Consider the following 19,004-nt stretch of genomic DNA (forward strand, 5'->3'; position numbering starts at 1 on the left):
GTCAGGAAAGGGGGAGGGGCGTGCTGTCGCGCTGGCTCAGGCACGGCTGCGGATTTCGGCCGGCGATCCGGCCAGACGCCTGCGCGTGCGCCAGCCGCGGGTTCAGAGCCCGAAGGCGCAGCGCATGAAAGCGTGCCGCAGCGCGTTGATCCGGGCGGAATCGCGCGTGTAGTACAGCTTGTTCGTCAGCAGCACCGCATAGCGGCCGCGCCGGGGGCTGAGCCACATGGCGGTACCGGTGAACCCCTGATGGCACCAGACGTCATCGTGCGGCTCCGTGCCTGCCGCCGGGTGCCAGAACAGGCCGCGCGACGGGTTCAGGGAACCCGTTTGCACCGTCAGCGAATCACGCACCCAGCCGGCATCGAACACCTCGCCATGCCGGTCCGGCGCCAGCATTGCCTGCAGGAAGCGCTGCAGGTCGGGCACGTTGGAAAACAGCCCGGAAATGCCGCATACGCCGCCCAGCAGCCGCGTCGAAAAATCATGCGTCACGCCGGCAAGGTGGGCGCCCGCCTGTTCGCAATACTCGGTCGGCGCAACCAGCTGGCCGGAACGTGGCGCCAGCGGGCCGTAGCCCGTGGCGGCCATGCCCAGCGGCCGCAGCACATACTGTTCCAGGGCCTGGTCCAGGGGCATGCCCAGCAGCCGTTCGATGACCAGGCCGAGGATCAGGGCCGCGCGGTCCGTGTAGTCGACAGCCTGGCCTGGTATGCCTTCCAGCGGCTCGCGCAGCACGCCGCGCACGATGTCGTCGTACACCTCGCCATAGCTGGCGCGCAGGCGCGCGCGCAGCGGCAGGCCGGCCGTATGCGTGAGCAGCTGGAAAATCGTGACGGGCGCCAGCGCGTATCCTACCGTGCCGGGCAGCACCTCGGCCAGCCGGCTGTCCAGGGCCAGGCGTTCCTGCTTCAGCAGCCGGCCCGTCAGCGCCCAGACGCTGACGATCTTGGTCAGCGACGCGATGTCGAACAGGGTGTCGAGCTGCATCGCGGCGCTGGCTGGCTCGGGCGTGAGCCGCCCGGCCGCGCCCGCCATGCCGTGATCGACGGTGCCCACGGCCCAGGCCGCGCCCGGGAAAATCCGCTCCTGCACGCGAGCCTCTACCAGCGCTGCCAGCTGGTCAGTATGGTTGCTTATATGCATATTGATTGTGCTGTGTTTATCTTGTTATCGTCTGCCTCTGTCACCCCCAGCCAGCGCGCCACCGACCGCGCCACCCATTCGCCTTCGTCGAGCGGCAAGTCGTGCCCGGCCTCGCCGTGGATCAGGCAATCGGCTTGCCAGGCGCGCGCCAGGCGCTGCGAGCAGCGGTGGTCGACCAGCCGGTCTTGCGCGCCGGCCATCACCAGCACGGGCATGGGCGGGCGGATTGCCGGGGCGCGGTAGCGGGCGGCCGACAGCAACTGGCGCAGCGCATTGCGCCGGCTGACCGGGTATTCCTGCTGGTAACGGAGCCAGTCGGCCAGCAGCGCGGGGTTGCCGTCCGCATTGCGACGGCTCGTCAGGCGCAAGATCAGACTTTCCTGGCTGCGCTGGTCGCCGGCCAGCAGCTGGCGCAGCAGGGTGCCGTAGTTTTGCCAGCGCAGGCGCCGGTAAAACGGACTGAACGGCCGCATGCTGGTGTTGATGAGCACGCAGCGGGCGATTTCCTGCGGATAGCGGTGACCCCATTCGACGGCCACCATGCCGCCCAGGGACAGGGCCAGCAAGTGGTAGGGCGCGGGGATGCCGCGCGCCAGCAGTTCCTGGCGGCAGCTTTCCACCATGGCGGCCACGCGGGTGGCGCTGTCCTGCGCGTGGCGCGTGCCGTTGCCGGGCAGGTCGGGCGTGACGATGCGGGCGCCGGGCAGGGTGCGCGCCAGCGTGGCGGGAAAGGTACCCCAGTGGCGTTGTTCGCGCATCAGCCCGCGCAATAAAACCCAGGTGGGCGGGTTCATGATTCGTACCATTGCGCCAGGGCGCGCCGGCGCTGCGCCTTGCGCAGCAAGCCTTCCGGCATCCAGCGGCCGTGGCTGCTGGCGGCGCGCATGAGGAAATCGAACCACACCAGGTGCCGGCGCAGCACGCGCTGCAGGCGGTGCGCGGCCGTGGGGTTGAAGATGCTGACCCGGTTGAACAGCTGGCGCGGGTTTTTCTTGACCCACAGCCACGAGCCCATTTCCAGCGTCAGCGGCAGGAATACGCGGCCCGTGTAGCTGGTGCCGTTCAGGTACAGATAGTCCCACAGGTCGCCATGCGTGCGGTATTGCCGGCTTTGCGGCTCGAACACATAGTTGTGGTTCGGGTAGCTCTGGCTGAACAGTTCTTCCAGCGCGCCGATCTCGGCCAGATGCTCGATCGGCACCTTGGTGTGAGCGTGGGGAAACCAGATGCGGTCGCGCAAGCCGAAGCCGGAATGGCAATCGAGGGCGATGCTGAACTGGCGCGACAGCAATTCGCGCCCGACGAGATCGCACACGGCCTGGCTTTCCCGCTCCATCGGGCCGTCCGCCGCGCCCCGGTACCAGGGCAGGCGGGGGCTGTAGCGCTGACCGCCCAGCATGAACGGCACTTTTTCGCGCGCGCTCAGCGGCGCGTTGCGCATCAGGTCCACGCCCTGCGGATTGCAGCGCGTCGCTTGCCACATGCCGCCCGGATTGACCAGCGGCATGAAGACGAGGCGCATGCTTTCCAGTTGCTGGTGCAGGGTGGCGTCCCAGCGCAGGCGCGCGACCAGGCTTTCCAGGAAAGAGAGCAGTACCTGCGTGCCGATGCGTTCGAGGCCGTGGATGCCGCCGAAAAAGCCCAGCACGGGTACGTCGGGGCTGGGATTGCCCATGGCGATCGAATACACGGGAAATTCGCGCCCATCCATGGCGATGCTGCAGGGCGCGGCCACTTCCAGGTGGCTGCCGCCTTCGTCGATGAGGCGCTTCAGCATGACCAGCTCGGGCAGATTCTTTTCGATCATCAGGCGTCTGAAAGGGAAAGTGACAGCCAGTGTAGCCGAAATCCAGCCTGTTCCCGGCGTCCCGCATGACGAAATTTATTGGTGACAAGCATGTCACGAAGCCGTCATGTTTGCTGTGTAGTCTGTTGCAGTTGACGCAAGGATGCTTCATTTGAAACACCGTCCTGCGTCCTGTTTCCCTCCTCACACGATAGCGACAAGAGAGCGATATGACAGGCAGCCCGGCATCCGTCCATGTGCTTGCGCTGGCCGGATGCCTGGTGCTGCTGGGCTTCCTGGCCACGGTGGGGTCCGCGCGGGCGCAGCCGGCCGACGGCGCCGTGCTGCAGTTCGATATCGCCGCGCAACACCTCGGCGATGCGCTCGGCCTGTACAGCCGCCGCACGGGCATCGCCGTGCTGATGGACCAGCGCTACGTGCGGCGCCAGTCGGCCGCCGTGCGCGGCCCCTATGCGGCCGGAGCGGCCCTGCAAGTCTTGCTGGAAGGAACGGGGCTGCAATCGCGCCTGTCCGACGCGCAAGCCGTCATCGTGTATGCCGCGGCCGCGGCCGCGGCCGCGGACCTGCCGCCTGCCGCCGTCGTGGCCGCCGTCGACATCCCGGGCGCCGTGCAGGGCGGCGGCGACCATCTGGCCTATGTGGGCCGGCTGCAGCACGTGCTGCTGGGATTGCTGTGCCGCGCCGCGCAGACGCGCCCCGGCGGCTACCGCCTGGCGCTGCAGCTGTATCTGAACCGCGCCGGCGTGGTGGACCGCGTGCACCTGCTCGACAGCACGGGCTTGCGCGCGCGCGACACGGCGATCGCGCGCGTGGTGCTGGGCATGCGCGTGGGCGCGGCGCCGCTGCCGTCGATGCCGCAGCCCGTCTCCATCCTGCTGCTGCCGCAAGGGCCGGGCAGCGAAGCCGATTGCGCCGCCGGCACGCAGGGAATTTCCGCGCCATGAGCATGCCCGACCTGCGCACCAAGCTCAAACGCCACCTCAGTTCGCGCTACGCCGTGCTGCGCTGGCGCCTCGAGCGCGTGGTCGGCTGCAAGCACCATGCGGCCGATGCGCTGCAGGAAACCTGGCTGCGCCTCGAAGCGATGGTGGCGCCGGGTCCCGCCGCCGCGCCCGTCCACAACCCCGACGCCTATTTGCTGCGCATGGCGGCCAATATCGCCACCGACGCCTACCGCCGCGACCGCATCATCGTCACCGAGCGCGAACGCGAAGAGCTGATGCACATGGCCGACGAGGCCGGCGACGACATCAGCGACCCGGCCCGCATCGTCTCGGCGCGGCTCGACGTGCAGGCGCTCGACGCGGCCTTGGCGGGTCTGTCGCCGCGCCGCCGCGCCATCCTGACGGCGGCGCGCATCGACGGCATGCTCAATGCGGAGATCGCCGAGCGCTTCGGCATTTCCGTGGCGATGGTGAAGAAAGAATTGCAGGCCGCCATGCAACACTGTAAAACGTGCATGGCCGACGCCGATGCGGCCCAGCGCAGCGATGTGTCGGGCCGCCGTAAATATTGATGAATCCCATGACCGCTCCCGACCGCGATCCACGCGACCTAGTTGAACATGACGACACTGCCATCGGCCGGGAAGCCGCCGCCTGGTGGGCACGCCTGCGTGCCGACGATTTCACGCAGGCCGACGCCGACGCCTTGCGCGCCTGGTGCGCGCGCAGCCCCGCGCATGCGCGCGCATGGCGCGAACTCCAGCAAGTGTGGCAGGCGCTAGACCCCGCCTTGACCCGCGCCGCCGCCGCGCCGCCGCAGGCGAACGTGCTGGCGTTTCCCCTCCGTCCCGGCCGGCGCGCCTTCCTCGGCGGCGCGCTGGCGGCCGGCGTGGCCGTGCTGGCCCTGCGTCCGCCGCTGGGCGCCTGGCCATCCTTGCAGGAATTGAATGCCGACTACCGCACGGGCACGGGCGAACAGCGGCAACTGGCCCTGTCGCGGCAGATGACGGTGCAGATGAATACGCAGACGCGCATCGATGTGCGGGCGCCGGAAGCGATCGAACTGCTGGGCGGCGAAGCGGAAATCCTCGCCAGCGGCGCGCGCCAGCCCGTGTCGGTGCTGGCGGGCGCGGGGCGTCTATTGGCGCAGTCGGCCCGCTTCAATGTGCGCCACACGGACGACGCCGTCTGCGTCACCTGCCTGGCGGGCGCCGTGGAGGTGGTCTGGCAACAGCGGCGCCTGACTCTCGATGCGGGGCAGCAGCTGGTCTACGACGAGCGGGACGTGCAGGCGGCCACGGCCGCGCCGGCCGAGGAGGCCAGCGCCTGGCGCACGGGCGCGCTGTCATTCGCCGGCAAGCCGCTGTCCCAGGTGGTCGATGAAATCAACCGCTACCGGCCCGGCCGCGTGCTGCTGCGCAATGCCGAACTGGGCCGCCGCCTCGTGCGCATGCGCTTTTCCATCCGCCAGATGGATGGCGCGCTGGCGATGATACGCGACTTGACGGGCGCGCAAATGACCAGCCTGCCAGGCGGCATCGTCTTGCTGAGCTGATTTCAGCGGTTGCCGGATGCCCCGGCGGCAGGCAAATCCAAATATTTTTTCAAAAAACATTATCCCTTCCGCCGCCCAGCTACGTCATGGAGGTATGGACGCCTGCGCTACCGCCAGGCTCCGTTCCCTTCTCTCTAGCCAGGAAACCATTGCCATGACCAAGCTTCACACTGCCCAGCGCCCAGTCCCGACCGTCGACACGGGCGCGCAGCGTAGCTCCACGCTGGGCAGCCGCTTGCGGCTCACGCCGCTCGCTTACGCGCTGACCACCATGCTGATGGCGGGCGCCTTCACCACGCCGGCGCGGGCGCAGCAGGCGTTCAGCGGCGGCTGGTTCGCGGCCAAGGGTGCGAACCAGAATACGGCGGCCAGCTCGGGCCGCCTGCCGAATGGCCAGCCGCTGCCGCTGGGCAGCCGCCCCGAGGGCCAGCAACAGCAGGCCAATCAGCAGTTGCAGCGTTCGCTCAACAACCTGAACCTGGCCGCGCGCGCCATCGCAGCGCAGCAAGCGGCCCAGGCGCAGGCGCGCCAGGCGGCCGCCGGCGTGCCTGGCGCACCCGATGGTCTCGTGAAAGGTGGCTTGCAGGTCGACACCAACAGCCTGACGGCTGGCTGGCTCAACGCCCAGGCGCCCGTGCAGACGGTGGCGGCGGGAAAGACGGCTGTGGTGGTGCAGCAGACGGCGGACAAGGCCATCCTGAACTGGGAAACGTTTAATGTCGGCAAGGACACGACATTGACGTTCCAGCAGCAGAAGGACTGGGCCGTGCTGAACCGGGTCAACGATCCGCAATCGCGTCCCAGCCAGATCCAGGGCCAGATCAAGGCCGACGGCACGGTGCTGCTCGTCAACCGCAACGGCATCGTGTTTAGCGGCACGAGCCAGGTCGACACGCGCAGCCTGGTGGCGGCCGCCGCCCGCATCGGCAACGCGCAATTCCAGAAGGACGGCATCTACAGCCCCGGCACGGCCGGCGCCACGACTTTTACGGATGCGGGCGGCAAGGTGCAGGTGCAGGCGGGCGCGCGCATGGCCAGCAATGCGCCCAAGGGCAGCACGGAAGGCGGCGGTTACGTGATGCTGCTGGGCAAGGAGGTGCACCAGGCAGGCGAGATCGCCACGCCCAAGGGCCAGGCCCTGCTGGCTGCCGGCGACAGTTTTACCATTAAGAAAGGCGTGGGCACGGATGGCAATCCGCTGTCGACCACGCGCGGCAGCGAAGTCACGCCGCAGTTCGCGGCCGGCAGCACGGCGGGCAAGGTCGTCAACACGGGCCTGATCCAGGCGCGCGAAGGCGACGTCACGCTGGCCGGACGCGACGTGCGCCAGGAAGGCGTGGTGCTGGCCACGACGACGACAGCCACGCGCGGCACCATCCACCTGAACGCCCTGGGCAGCGACGCGGCCGTCACTGTGGGACGGGGCGCCACCACGGCCATCGTCATCGAGGACGACGGCAAGACGACGGCGCTCGACAGCCAGCGCGACGCCATGCGCGGCCCGGCCGTGACGGCGACGGAAAATATCGTTGCCGTCAACGACCGCCGCGACCAGTCGCGCATCGAGATCGGCAGCGCCGGCACGGTGGAATTCATGGGCGACTCGCTGACCCTGGCCACGGGCGGCCAGGTCGCCGTCAACGCCGCCAGCCGCAGCCTGCTGCGCGACGGCGCCCAGCTCGACGTCTCCGGCGCCGTGGGCGTCAAGGTGGCCATGGAGGCGAACAATGTCGAGATCAACGTGCAGGGCAACGAGCAGCGCGACGCGCCCGTCAACCGCGACGGCAAGGCTTTGCTCAACAGCAGTATATGGGTCGACCGCCGCAAGCTGGTGTTCGTACCGAAGGGCACGAACGGCTACGACAGCGACCGCTGGTACACGGCCGGCGGCTTGCTGGAAGTGGCCGGCTACCTGGGCACGCAGGGCCATTCCGTCAGCGAGTGGATGGCGCAGGGCGGCACGGTGAGCTTCGGCGGCAAGGATGTCGTCACGCAGCTTGGCTCCAGCATCAACCTGTCGGGCGGCACCCTCGACGTGCAGACGGGCGCGCTGCGCCAGACGTGGCTCAAAGGCGTGGACGGCAAGCTGCATGAGGCGGGCAGCGCGCCGGCCGACTTGCCGTACGCGGGCGTGTACAAGGGCTACGAGGAAGAACATGCGCGCTGGGGCAAGGATGCCAGCGCGTTCTACGCCAATCCATTGATCGCCGCGCAACAGCGGCTGGAAAACGGCTACACGGTGGGCCGCGACGCGGGCAAGCTGGTGGTCGCCACCGGTTCGGCCGTGCTGGAAGGGGGCATCGCGGGCGACGTCTTCCAGGGCGAGCGCCAGAGCCAGGCGCCGCAGGCCCTGCTCGACGGCTACCAGCAGTCGCAGCTGGCCGCGGCGCAGCGGGGGCAGCTGATCGTCGGCCAGTACCAGCCCATGTTCGACAAGCGCACGGGCGTGCTGCAGCATGCGCTGTCGGCCGTCATGGACGAGGTGCGCCTGACGCGCGTGCAGGACGGCATCGCCGCCGGCCTCGACGTGGCGGACGTGCTGGCGTCAGAGCGCCAGGGCAAGCTGCTGCTCGATACCAGCTTGCTCAATGACCAACATCTGGGCGCCATCCGTATCGCCGCGAAAGGATCGATCACCGTCGACAGCGCGCTGCAGGTGGCCGACGGCGGCAACATCACCCTGTTCGGCAAGGACGTGGCCATCAATGCCAGCCTGCGCAGCCAGGGCGGCAGCATCATGGCCGGCAATGTGCTGAACCAGGTCGGCGCGCTGGGCATGGTCGATACGTTCGTCAACCCGGGCGGGGCCGTGGGCAAGCTGGTGCTGGCCGATGGCGTGAGCCTCGATACCAGCGGCTTGCTGGTCAATGTGCTGCGCGATCCGCTGGCCGCCGCTGGTCTGCCGTATATCAATGGCGGCAGTGTGTCGCTGCGGGCGAACGGCGACGTGCGCATCGGCAGCGGCAGCCTGATCGACGCCGGCTCGGGCGCGGCCGTTCTGTCGCAGGCGAAACAGCAGGGCGGCAAGGGCGGCAACGTGACCCTGGCCAGCTATGGAACGAAATCGGACCTGGTGCTGGGCGAGGGCGCGCAGCTGCGCGGCCATGGCGTGACGGGCGGCGGCAAGCTGGAATTGCAGGCGAACAAGATCGTCATTGGCGACATTGAAAAACCCGGGGCCGGCGCCCTGCACTTGGGCGGCGCCTTTTTTGAGCAGGGTTTTTCCAGCTACAGCCTGGTCGGCAAGCAAGGCTTGACGGTGGCGGACGGCACCCAGGTGGACGTGCGCATGCCCGTGCTGCGCGTGGTGGACAATGAAAGATTGGCCCTGTGGACGCCGGAGCAGGTCACGGAAAACGCGCTCAAGGGCACCCTGACCCAGCGCAAGGGCGCCAGCCTGGCCCTGCAGGTGGGCGATATCCAGTCCGGCGCGGCTGACATGGCCAGCGCCGAGCTGCTGATAGGCAAGGGCGCCGTGGTGAGCGTCGATGCGGGCCAGTCCATCAAACTGGCCAGTGTGGGCCAGCTGACGGTGGACGGGCGCCTGAACGCGTGGGGCGGCAAGATCAGCCTCGGCGGCGTGGGCGTCGACGTGAACGTGTCCGAAGCGGTGGAGGCGGCCGGCCATGGCCGTTCCATCTGGATCGGCGACCATGCCGTGCTCGACGTGGCGTCGCGCGCCGTCACGGCCACGGACGCGCAGGGCCGGCGCTACGGCAAGGTGGCGGACGGCGGCAGCATCGTCGTCGGCGGCGAGATCGACCATGCGCAGGGCAGCACGTCGGCCGCCAGCCTGTTCGTCGTCGTGCGCGATGGCGCCGTATTGGATGCTTCCGGTGCGCACGCGGTGCTGGACGTGAACGGCGCGGCCGTCGACGTGGCCAGCGCGGGCGGCAGCATCGCGCTGGCGTCGAACAACGGTTTGTACCTCGATGGCCAGCTGCTGGCCAAGGCGGGCGGCGCGGGCGCGGCGGGCGGCAGCCTGTCCGTGGCCACGGGCACGCCCGTTTACCTGAAAACGCTGGCGACGGACAAGGTGCTGCAGGGGCGCCAGTTGGCGTTGACGCAGCACAAAGTTGCCAGCGACCTGGCCGACGGCGTGCATGCGCGGGATGCGGCGCAGGACGGGCCGCAGGCGCTGCAGTACGGCCATGGCCGCTACTCGGTGGAGCAAGTGGAGGCGGGCGGCTTCGGCAACCTGGCCCTGCTCGGCGCCGCCTCCTTCGATGGCGACATGTCGCTGACGCTGCAGCAAAGCTTCCAGCTGTATGGCGCGCCCGTGCTGGCGCCAGGCAGCAAGCCCGGCGCGAAGGTCGGCATCGCGGCGCCGTACGTGCGCCTGGCCAGCGTCAAGCCGGCAGGACGCGACTACTATGTCACGCCGGGCACGGCGGGCCAGTCGCCGATGGCCGGCCAGGTCAGCATAGCTGGCGACCTGATCGACGTGCGCGGCCTGGTCGACATTCGGTCGGACGACGTGCGTTTGACGAGCCGCGGCGACCTGCGCTTCCTGCTGTCGCCGCTGGGCTGGGATGGCAATCAGGCGACGACGGTGCTGTCCACGCCGGGCGACATGACCCTCGCTGCGGCCCAGCTGTACCCGGAAACGGGCGCCGGCGCCGCCGTGCGCGCCGGCTATGGCATCGTCGACGGCAAGCTTGGCTATGACCCTACGCGCAGCCTGAACATTACTCGCAGCACGGCTGACGTGCCGGCCATGCCGTATTCCGCCTTCGGCTCGCTGGAACTGGCGGCCGCGCATATCGAGCAGGGCGGCGTCGTGCGCGCGCCGCTGGGGCGCTTGGCGGTTGGCGCGGCCGGCTATGACAACGACAGGAGCCTGACCGTTAACTTGTTGCCAAGTAATATCACCTCCGTCAGCGGCGCCGGCCTCGTCATGCCGTATGGCGGTACCGTCGATGGCCAGACCTGGAACGTCAACGGCAAGCCGGCCGCCTTGATGGGCGTGGGCGGCATCAATGCGCAGGGCGGCCTGCGCAACGGCGTGGAATTGGCGGGCGCGGCCGTGGACGTGCGGCCGGGCGCGCTGCTCGACCTGTCCGGCGGCGGCGAACTGACGGGCGCCGGCTTCATCGCCGGGCGCGGCGGCTCGACCGACGCGCGCTACCATCCGCTGGCGCAGGTGGGAACGAACGGCGGCTTTGTCCTGCCGGGCCTGGCAACGAATCCCGTGTACGCCATCGTGCCGGGCGTGCAGGCGTGGCAGGCGCCCGCCGGCGGAGAAAAGGCGGCGTCCGATCCGGCCATCGGCCGGCAGGTGACGCTGGGCAGCGGCGTGCCTGGCCTGGCCGCCGGCACCTACACCCTGATGCCGTCGACCTATGCCTTGCTGCCGGGTGCTTTCCGCGTGGAACTGAACGGCCTGGCGGGCCAGGGCGGTGCCGGCACGCTGGCGCAGCCGCTGCGCAACGGTTCCTGGACCGCGCCGGGCACCCTGTCGATCGCCGGCACGGACATCCGCGCGCCGCTGGCCAGCCAGCTGATACTCACGCCGGCCAAAGTCCTGCGCAGCTATTCCCAGTACAACGAGACCGGCTATGCCGCATTCGCGCTGGCCGATGCGCAAACGCGGGGCATCCCCCGCGCGCTGCTGCCGTCCGATGCGAAAACGCTCAAGCTGACCCTGCTCCAGGACGGCGGCCTGGACACCTTCCAGTTCAAGGGCACCGGTAAATTTGGCGCCGCCGAGGGCGGCTATGGCGGCACCGTGATACTGATGTCGAGCAATACCGCCAACGGCGATATTGAAATTCTCGCCGACGGCGCGCCCGCCACCAGCGGCGCCGGGCTGGTCAGCGTGCGCGCCTCCAGCCTGAACAATATAGGCGCTGCCCGCATGATGCTGGGCAATGCACCATCGGTGGAATATGGCCAGGCTGGCAACTACGTGAACTTCGGCGCCAACTCGGCCCGCGCCATCTACCTGCGCGCGGGGGCCGTCCTGTCGGCGCCCGAGGTGTTCCTCGTCGCTCAGGACCCCAGTAGTTATCTGCTGGGCGATGGCTTGATCGATATCGCCGCCGGTGCCGGCATCAGCACCCTGGGCAAGGGCAAGGCCGCGTATGACGCCAACGACGGCTTCATCTACAAGAAGGGCCGCGCGGACGTGCACATGCTGGCGGCCTCGAACGGCTTGCTCAACGTGGCGCCGGCCAGCGGCACGGCGCGCGGCGGCATCCGCATCGGCGTGTGCGACGACACCTGCACCGACCAAGGAACAGCGAGCCTGTACTCGGAAGGCACCTTGCTGCTGTCGACGAACGGCAGTTTCGCGCTGGACGACACGGCCCGCTACGGCACGCGCAACCTGAGCCTGGCCGTGGGCGCCATCAACATGGGCAGCGGCGAGGCGCTGGCGGCGGCCCAGGCCAACGGCACGCGTTCCAGCGGCCTGACCATGAACCAGGGCGTGCTGGAACGCCTGCTGCGCGGCGATACCGGCACGGGCGCGCCGGCCCTGCAGGCGCTGATGCTGAGCGCGGCCGACAGCGTCAATTTCTATGGCGACGTGGTGCTCGATACCTATGACAAGGGCACGGGGAAATCCACGCTGGAGCGTCTGGTGCTGACCACGCCGGCCATGTATGGCCAGGGCGGCGCCGATACCGTGGCGACCATCCGCACGGCCAACCTGATCTGGGGCGGCGCCCTGTCGCCGGCCGGCAATGTCATCACGCATGGCGCCGGCACGGGCAGCGGCACCCTGAACCTGGAAGCGCAGCGCATCGATTTCGGCTTCGGCCCGTTCACGCAGCCGGCCGGCGTCGCCTCGTTCGACCGCCTGGCGCTGGGTTTTGGCAACGTCAACTTGAAGGCGTCGGGCCAGGTGACGGCCAACCACAAGGGCAGCCTGTCCGTCTACCAGGCGCAGGGCGCGTATGAAACGGGCAAGGGTTTCCAGTACAGCGGCGGCAACCTCAACATCAGCACGCCGCTGCTGACGGGCGACGCCGGTTCCGCCCACAGCTACACGGCGGGCGGCGCGCTGACGGTAGCGGCCCCGGCCGGTACGGCGCCAGCCGCGTCCGTCAAGAATACCGATGGACTGGGCGCCCAGCTGGCCTTGAACGGCGACAGCGTGAGCGTGGCGACGGCCGTGGTGTTGCCTAGCGGCAAGTTGACGATCAGCGCCCAGCGCGACATCACCGTGGCCGACGGCGCGCGCATCGACATGGCGGGCCGCAAGAGCACCTTTTTCGACGTGGACAAATACAGCTGGGGCGGCGACGTGACGCTGGACAGCCGCGCCGGCGATATCCGTGCAGCTAGCGGTGCCGTGATCGACGTGTCGGCCGTGAACAACCGCGCCGGCAGCCTGAAGGCCGTGGCCCTCGATGGCGCGGCCGGCATGGTCGATTTGCAAGGCAAGTTACTGGGCGGCGCCAGCGGCAGCTACGACGCGGGCGGCACCATGGTCCCGTACAAGAAGGGCAGCGTGGACGTGCGCGCGCAGACGCTGGGCGCGGGCGGCACGCCGGACAGCCAGTTTGCGTTGCTGAACGGGCGTTTGAATGAAGGCGGCGTGACGGGCGGACGCAGTTTCCAGCTGAAGCAGGGCGACTTGACCATCGGCAATGAACTCAAGGCGGGCGAGGTACAGGTGGCCCTCGACAACGGCAAGCTGTCCGTTGCCGGCACCGTCGATGCCAGCGGCGAGCGCGTGGGCAGCATCCGCCTGGCCGGCAAGCATGGATTGACTTTGGCCGGCAATGCCGTGCTCGATGCGCATGGCACGGTCTTGCGCGTCGACAGCTATGGCAAGATCATCGACAGCCCGAACCGGGCCACGGTGGAGCTGAACGCGGGCGAAGGCGTACTCGACCTGGCTGGCGGTGCGCAGATCGACGTGCGCCACGGCACGACGGCCGTGGCCGGCAAGGGCAAGGGCGAACACGACGGCGCCGCGCGCGGCACCGTGGAATTGAGCGCGCCGCGCCTGGGCAGCGGCGGCGTTCGCACGGATCTTGATGCGGCCACCTTCGGCGACATCGCCATTGCGGCCGGCGGCGGTTTGACGATACGCGGCGCGAAATCGATCGCCGTCAACGCCATGCAGCGCTATGACGATGCGGCCTACGCCACGGATCTGTCGGCCAGCGGCCGCCCCTACCAGGTGATCGACCAGGCATATCTCGACAGCAAGCATGCGGACAGCACGGCTTTCATCGACGCGGCGCTGGCCAACACGAACTTGCGCAACATCAAGCTGGCGGGCTTGAACACGGCCGCGTATGCCGATGCGCTGCACTTGCGTCCCGGCGTCGATATCGTCAGCAAGACGCCAGACGGCGACCTGGTGGTGCGGGGAGACCTGGATCTGTCGGGCATGCGCTACGCCAGCCTGAACCCGCGCTTTCACGCAACAAATGTGCGCGGTTCGGGCGAGGTGGGCAGCCTGCTGCTGCGCGCCGGCGGCGATTTGAGCATCTATGGCAGCATCAACGACGGCTTCGCGCCGCCGCCCGCCACCCAGGATGACAAGGGCTGGATCTTGCTGCCGGGGCGCGACATCAACGGCAGCGACGTCATCGTGCCGGGCAAGGGCGTGACCGTGGCCGATGGCACCTTGTTCCCGGGAGGCATCGCGCTTAACTACGACTTGCCCGTCAAGGGTTTCAATCTGCTCGCCGACACGCGCCTGCCCGTGGCCGCGACGCTGGACCAGGCCGTCACCGTGCCGGCCGGCACGGTGCTGGCGGCCGCCGTGCGCGACGGCGCCGGCAATATCGTCCACGCGGCCGGCACCGTGCTGGCCACGGCGCAGACCTTGACAGCCGGCATGCGCCTCGATGCGGGCAGCGTACTGAAGCAATCGGTGATGGTGCGCGCCATGACCTGGCCCAAGGGCGTGCCACTGCCTGGCGTGGCGGGCGAACGCTCGGTGTTTGCACTGAATGGCAACCTGGCGCTGGCCGTGGGGTCGCTGATCCCGTCCGGCACCGACGTCAAGCTGATGCCCAATGTGGATTCAATCCAGCTGCGTCCGGACGTGGCGGGCAGCCAGGGCAAGCTGTGGGCCGTCGCGCCCATGCTGGCCGAAGGCTCGCAAGCGTGGGGCATGCGCCTGGTGGCCGGCGCCGACCTGGACGGTGCCGACACGCGCGGCGTGCAGGCGCACCCAAGCCACGGCACCCTGCGCCTGGCCGACAGCCACTACGGCATGTACGGCATCCTGATCCCGCCGAAGGGCGTGCAGTACTGGACCAAGGAAGCGCAGGAGCTGGGCGAGCGGGAAGGCATCGTCGGCATCGTGGCGGGCGAACCCATCACCGAGGAATTCATCAGCCAGTTCGGTCAGACTGTGGCGGAATTTTGCGCCGGCGACCCGAGCATGTGCGTGTTGAAGGTGGCCTATGTGTGGACCAAGGCAGGCGCGGAAGAGTTCGCCGACCCGAGCGTCAAGGCGGGCGACCTGCTCGACCCTGTGGCGCTGCAGTGGCCGACCATTTGCGAGGAAAACCCCACCTGGTGCGGCACGTCGAACCCCACGTTTGACTACAAGGCGAGCAGCCTGCGCTACAGCGTGCTGCGCACGGGCACGGGCGACCTGGACCTGGTCAGCGGCGGCAGCCTGCGCATGGACAGCCTGTATGGCGTGTACACGGCCGGCATGTCGTCCGCGCCGACGGCGGCCGGCGACCCGTACAACCTGCCGCGCGCGCGCAATGCCGACGGCAAGGTGCTGGGCAACTCCGACGGCGCGCATGAACGCCTGGTCGACGGCGGCGCCGACAGCATCTACCGCGCCTGGTATCCGGAGCAGGGGGGCAATCTGCTGCTGAAGGTGGCGGGCGACCTGAGCGGCTCGCTGATCGACGCGGCCAGTTCCATCAACCTGCGTCCCGTTCCCGTGGATGGTATGGCCGATTCGGTGGCAGTGGGCAATTGGCTGTGGCGCCAGGGCAGCGGCGGCGTGGCCACGGGCGGCGCGCCTCAGCCGACAGCGTGGTGGATCAATTTCGGCAGCTATGTGGGCCGCGGTACGCTGGCCGATACCGTGCTGGGCTTTACAGGCTTCGGCACCTTGGGCGGCGGCAATGTGCGCGCCGAGGTGGCGGGCGACGCGGGCGCGCTGGCCCCGCTGACGGGCAGTTCGTATAACGGCAGCATCAACCCGCGTTCGCAGGGTTTGCTGCTGGCCGTGGGCGGCACGGGACGCGTGCTGGCCGATGGTAGCCTGCTGCAGACGGGCGGCGGCGACCTGGAGCTGCGCGTGGGCGGCGCCCTGAATTCCGCCGGCAAGGCCGGTGGCAACCACCTGAACGGCGCGCTGGTCGACTTGCGTGGCCATGCGGAAACGTCGGCCGCGCAGCTGGGCAGCGTGGAACTGGAATACGGCACGCGCTCCACCGATCACGTGCCGCTGGAAACGCGCGCCTACGATGCCTTCCGCGCCACGCGCGCCTCGCCCCGGGGCGGCATGACCCTGGTGCCAGGCGACGCCACGTTCAGCGTGGCGACGCTGGGCGACCTGGTGCTGCAGGATGTGGCCGATCCCGGCCGCGTGACCGCGTTCAATGCCACGCCGTTCACCGGCGCGGCCGGTGAGCAGGGCTACGGCTACAGCTGGTTCAGCCTGTGGACGCCGCGCACGGCGCTCGACCTCTACTCCGCCGGCGGCAACATGACGCCGCTGTCGGCGTCCGTCGGCACGGATACCGATCTGGCCACCGTCTATCCGTCCATCGTGCGGGCCGCGGCCGCAAATGGCAGCTTGTACTACGGCAAGACCATCACGGATTGGGGTGCTGCATCCGCGTATGGCCCGCCGCTGCTGCTGGCGCCGTCTCCCAATGCCCAGCTGCAATGGCTGGCCAGCGATTCCATCTACGCGGGCGGTTTTGCCGTCAGCCAGTCCGGCGCCGCCGCCGACAGCATGGCGACGCCGTTCAAGCCAGGCTTCACGGGCTGGGATATCCGGCCGAATGAGACCAATCCCCTGGCCACGAATGTCTCGAGCACGGGGACGCCGGCGGCGAAATGGAACTTCCCGCTGTTTGCCTTCGGTCCCGATTCCTCGGCCGGCCCCGCCAACAGCGGCACGCAGGTGGCCCGCATCTATGCCGTCACGGGCGACCTGGTGGGCGTAAACAGCGGGCGTATCCTCGCGTTTCATGACGCCAGGCATGCGGGCATCACCTGGTATGAGGGTGGCCAACCCGTGTGGATGAAGGCGGGCCGCGATATCGTCGGCAGCGGCACGGCGCAGCTGGAAGCCAGTAACGGCAGCGCCAGCAACAGCGACATGAGCTTCAGGAATATCAGCAACCTGTTCGTGCACAACAATGCGTTTGACGTCTCGGTGGTTTCGGCCGGGCGCGATATACTGAACAGCTCCTTCAACGTGGCCGGCCCCGGCACGCTCGACATCAGCGCCGGACGCAACATATTGATGCAGGACAAGGGCAGCGTCGTCAGCCTCGGTCCCGTCGTCGCCGGAGACAAGCGCCCGGGCGCCGGTATCGCCATGCAGGCGGGCGTGGGCGCGGCCGGTCTCGACTACCTGCGCTTCGTCAAGCCGTATCTGGACCCGGCCAACGTGGCCCAGACGGGCGTGCCGCTGGCCGGCCAGGCCGGCAAGGTGGTGAAAGCGTACGACGGCGAACTGGCGGCGTGGCTGGGCGAGCGTTATGCTTTCAAGGGCACGCCCGCCGAGGCGCAGGCCTTTTATCTGGCCTTGCCCGAGCCGCAGCAGCGCGTCTTTGCCCGCGACGTGTATTTCGCGGAGCTGAAGGCGGGCGGGCGCGAGTTCAACGATGCGGACAGCGCCCGCTACGGCAGCTTCCTGCGCAGCCGCAACGCCATCGCGGCCCTGGCGCCGGCCAAGGACGCCAGCGGCAAGGCTATCGATTATGCGGGCGACATCGTCATGTATCGCGGCCTGTACGCGGTGCGCAATGATGGCGAGCAGCGCTGGGACTATTTCCCCCGCAGCGGTTACGTGCACACCAACTTCGGCGGCGGCATCCAGTTGCTCACGCCGGGCGGTAAGCAGGTGTTCGGCATCGAGGGCGAGGCGCCGCCGTCGACCTCGGGCCTCATCACCAAGGGCGGCGGCAATATCGAGCTGTTCTCGCACGGCAGCATCCTGCTGGGCCAGAGCCGCGTCATGACGACGTTCGGCGGCGATATCCTCGGCTGGTCGTCGCAGGGCGACATCAACGCGGGCCGCGGTTCGAAGTCGACCATCATCTACACGCCGCCCAAGCGCGTGTATGACAACTGGGGCAACGTGACCCTGTCGTCCGACGTGCCGAGCACGGGCGCCGGCATCGCCACGCTGGCGCCGATCGCGGAAGTGCCGGCCGGCGACGTCGACCTGCTGGCGCCGCTGGGCACCATCGACGCGGGCGAGGCGGGCATCCGCGTCTCGGGCAGCGTCAACCTGGCCGCGCTGACGGTGGTGAACGCGGCGAACATCCAGGTCAAGGGCGAAGCGAAGGGCATGCCGACGGTAGCGTCCGTCAACGTGGCCGCCATGACGAACGCCAGCGCGGCCGCTACGCAGGCCACGGCCGCCGCCCAGGACGTGGTGCGGCGCGAGCGCGCCGCCACGCGCGCCGCGCAGCCATCCGTGTTCACGGTGCGCGTGCTGGGTTTTGGCAACGACGCCCCGCCGGACAGCGCGCAAGCGGCGCCGCAGGAGGGTGAGCGCACCGAGGCGGCCGACTACAACCCGCGCAGCGCCGTGCGCGTGCTGGGCCTGGGCCCGCTGCCGGAATCGGCCACGCGCCAGCTGACGGCGCAGGAACGCAGCAGGTTGTCGCCATGATGGCCGGCATGCTTGGCATGGCCAACGCCTTGCCCTTGCGCATGGCGGGGATGGCCCCTTACCGGCCCGCCATCCGGCCCCGCCTGCAGGCGGCCAACGACGTGGCGCCCGTGCCGACGCCGGTGCCGGGGCAGGGCGCCCGGCTGCAGGCGGTGCTGGAGGGCCATTACGCGGCCCTGCACCGGCGCCTGGCGCGCCACCTGGGTTGCGCCGAGCTGGCCAGCGACAGCCTGCACGACGCCTGGCTGCGCCTGGGCGCGCTGGCGACCGGGGACGGCGCGGCGCTGGCGCACAGCCCCGTCGCCTATGTGTTTCGCGTGGCGTGCAATGCGGCCATGGACGGCCTGCGGCGCAACCGTGCCTGGCTGTTTGCGGACGAGGGCGGTGGCGACGGCGCTGGCGGCCTGGTCGATTTCCTCGCCGATACGGCGGCCGGGCCGGAGCGCCTGGCCGAGCTGCAGGACGACGTGCGCCGCCTGGCGCAAGCCGTCGAGCTGCTGCCGCGGCGCCACCGGCAAGTGCTCGAAGCGCTGCGCGTGGACGAGCTGACCCGCCAGGAAGTGGCCGAGCGGCACGACATGTCCTTGCGCAACGTCGATACGGCCTTGCGCCAGGCGCTCGACCACTGCGCCCGCCACACGGGCTACGCGGCGCAGGGCGGCGTCGGCACGACCCGGCGCAGCTTGAGGCTGAACGTTCGTTCGCGTACAGACGCTTAGGCATCCGGCCGCCAGACTGCTGCTTCGGGCCTGCATGCGC

At 69.1% G+C, this 19,004-nt stretch carries 8 protein-coding genes; 5 read left to right on the top strand and 3 right to left on the bottom strand.

Features of this window, described 5'->3' with window-relative positions:
- Positions 1-102: 102 nt before the first annotated feature.
- Genes AC0V2Y_RS26765 through AC0V2Y_RS26775 form a run of 3 tightly spaced genes read right to left on the bottom strand, consistent with a single transcriptional unit; the run spans position 103 to position 2,953 of the window.
- Positions 103-1,146, bottom strand: coding sequence for a serine hydrolase domain-containing protein (locus AC0V2Y_RS26765; protein ID WP_475416949.1), 1,044 nt, complete (start codon positions 1,144-1,146; stop codon positions 103-105).
- Positions 1,137-1,940 (bottom strand): alpha/beta fold hydrolase, encoded by an 804-nt coding sequence (locus AC0V2Y_RS26770; protein ID WP_475416948.1) that lies wholly within the window; start codon positions 1,938-1,940, stop codon positions 1,137-1,139. The genes AC0V2Y_RS26765 and AC0V2Y_RS26770 overlap by 10 nt, the downstream gene beginning before the upstream one ends.
- Positions 1,937-2,953 (bottom strand): M14 family zinc carboxypeptidase, encoded by a 1,017-nt coding sequence (locus AC0V2Y_RS26775; protein WP_475416947.1) that lies wholly within the window; start codon positions 2,951-2,953, stop codon positions 1,937-1,939. Before AC0V2Y_RS26775 ends, AC0V2Y_RS26770 begins: the two co-directional genes overlap by 4 nt.
- A 209-nt stretch (positions 2,954-3,162) precedes the next feature.
- Here AC0V2Y_RS26775 and AC0V2Y_RS26780 point away from each other — a divergent pair, with 209 nt between their 5' ends.
- The 5 genes from AC0V2Y_RS26780 (at position 3,163) to AC0V2Y_RS26800 (ending at position 18,964) form a co-directional block, all read left to right on the top strand.
- A complete protein-coding gene (locus AC0V2Y_RS26780) occupies positions 3,163-3,897 on the top strand; it encodes a hypothetical protein (RefSeq protein WP_475416946.1) in 735 nt (244 codons plus the stop codon).
- Positions 3,894-4,469, top strand: coding sequence for an RNA polymerase sigma factor (locus AC0V2Y_RS26785; RefSeq protein ID WP_230521842.1), 576 nt, complete (start codon positions 3,894-3,896; stop codon positions 4,467-4,469). Before AC0V2Y_RS26780 ends, AC0V2Y_RS26785 begins: the two co-directional genes overlap by 4 nt.
- 8 nt (positions 4,470-4,477) lie before the next feature.
- Positions 4,478-5,452 carry a FecR family protein gene (locus tag AC0V2Y_RS26790; protein WP_475416945.1) on the top strand — a complete coding sequence of 325 codons (975 nt, stop codon included), beginning with the start codon at positions 4,478-4,480 and terminating at the stop codon, positions 5,450-5,452.
- Between the two features lie 154 nt (positions 5,453-5,606).
- Positions 5,607-18,245 (top strand): filamentous haemagglutinin family protein, encoded by a 12,639-nt coding sequence (locus tag AC0V2Y_RS26795; RefSeq protein WP_475416944.1) that lies wholly within the window; start codon positions 5,607-5,609, stop codon positions 18,243-18,245.
- Complete coding sequence (locus tag AC0V2Y_RS26800) at positions 18,242-18,964, top strand: RNA polymerase sigma factor (protein WP_475416943.1); 723 nt, start codon at positions 18,242-18,244, stop codon at positions 18,962-18,964. Before AC0V2Y_RS26795 ends, AC0V2Y_RS26800 begins: the two co-directional genes overlap by 4 nt.
- Positions 18,965-19,004 lie beyond the last annotated feature (40 nt).

The sequence above is a fragment of the Janthinobacterium sp. BHSEK genome, assembly GCF_056174685.1.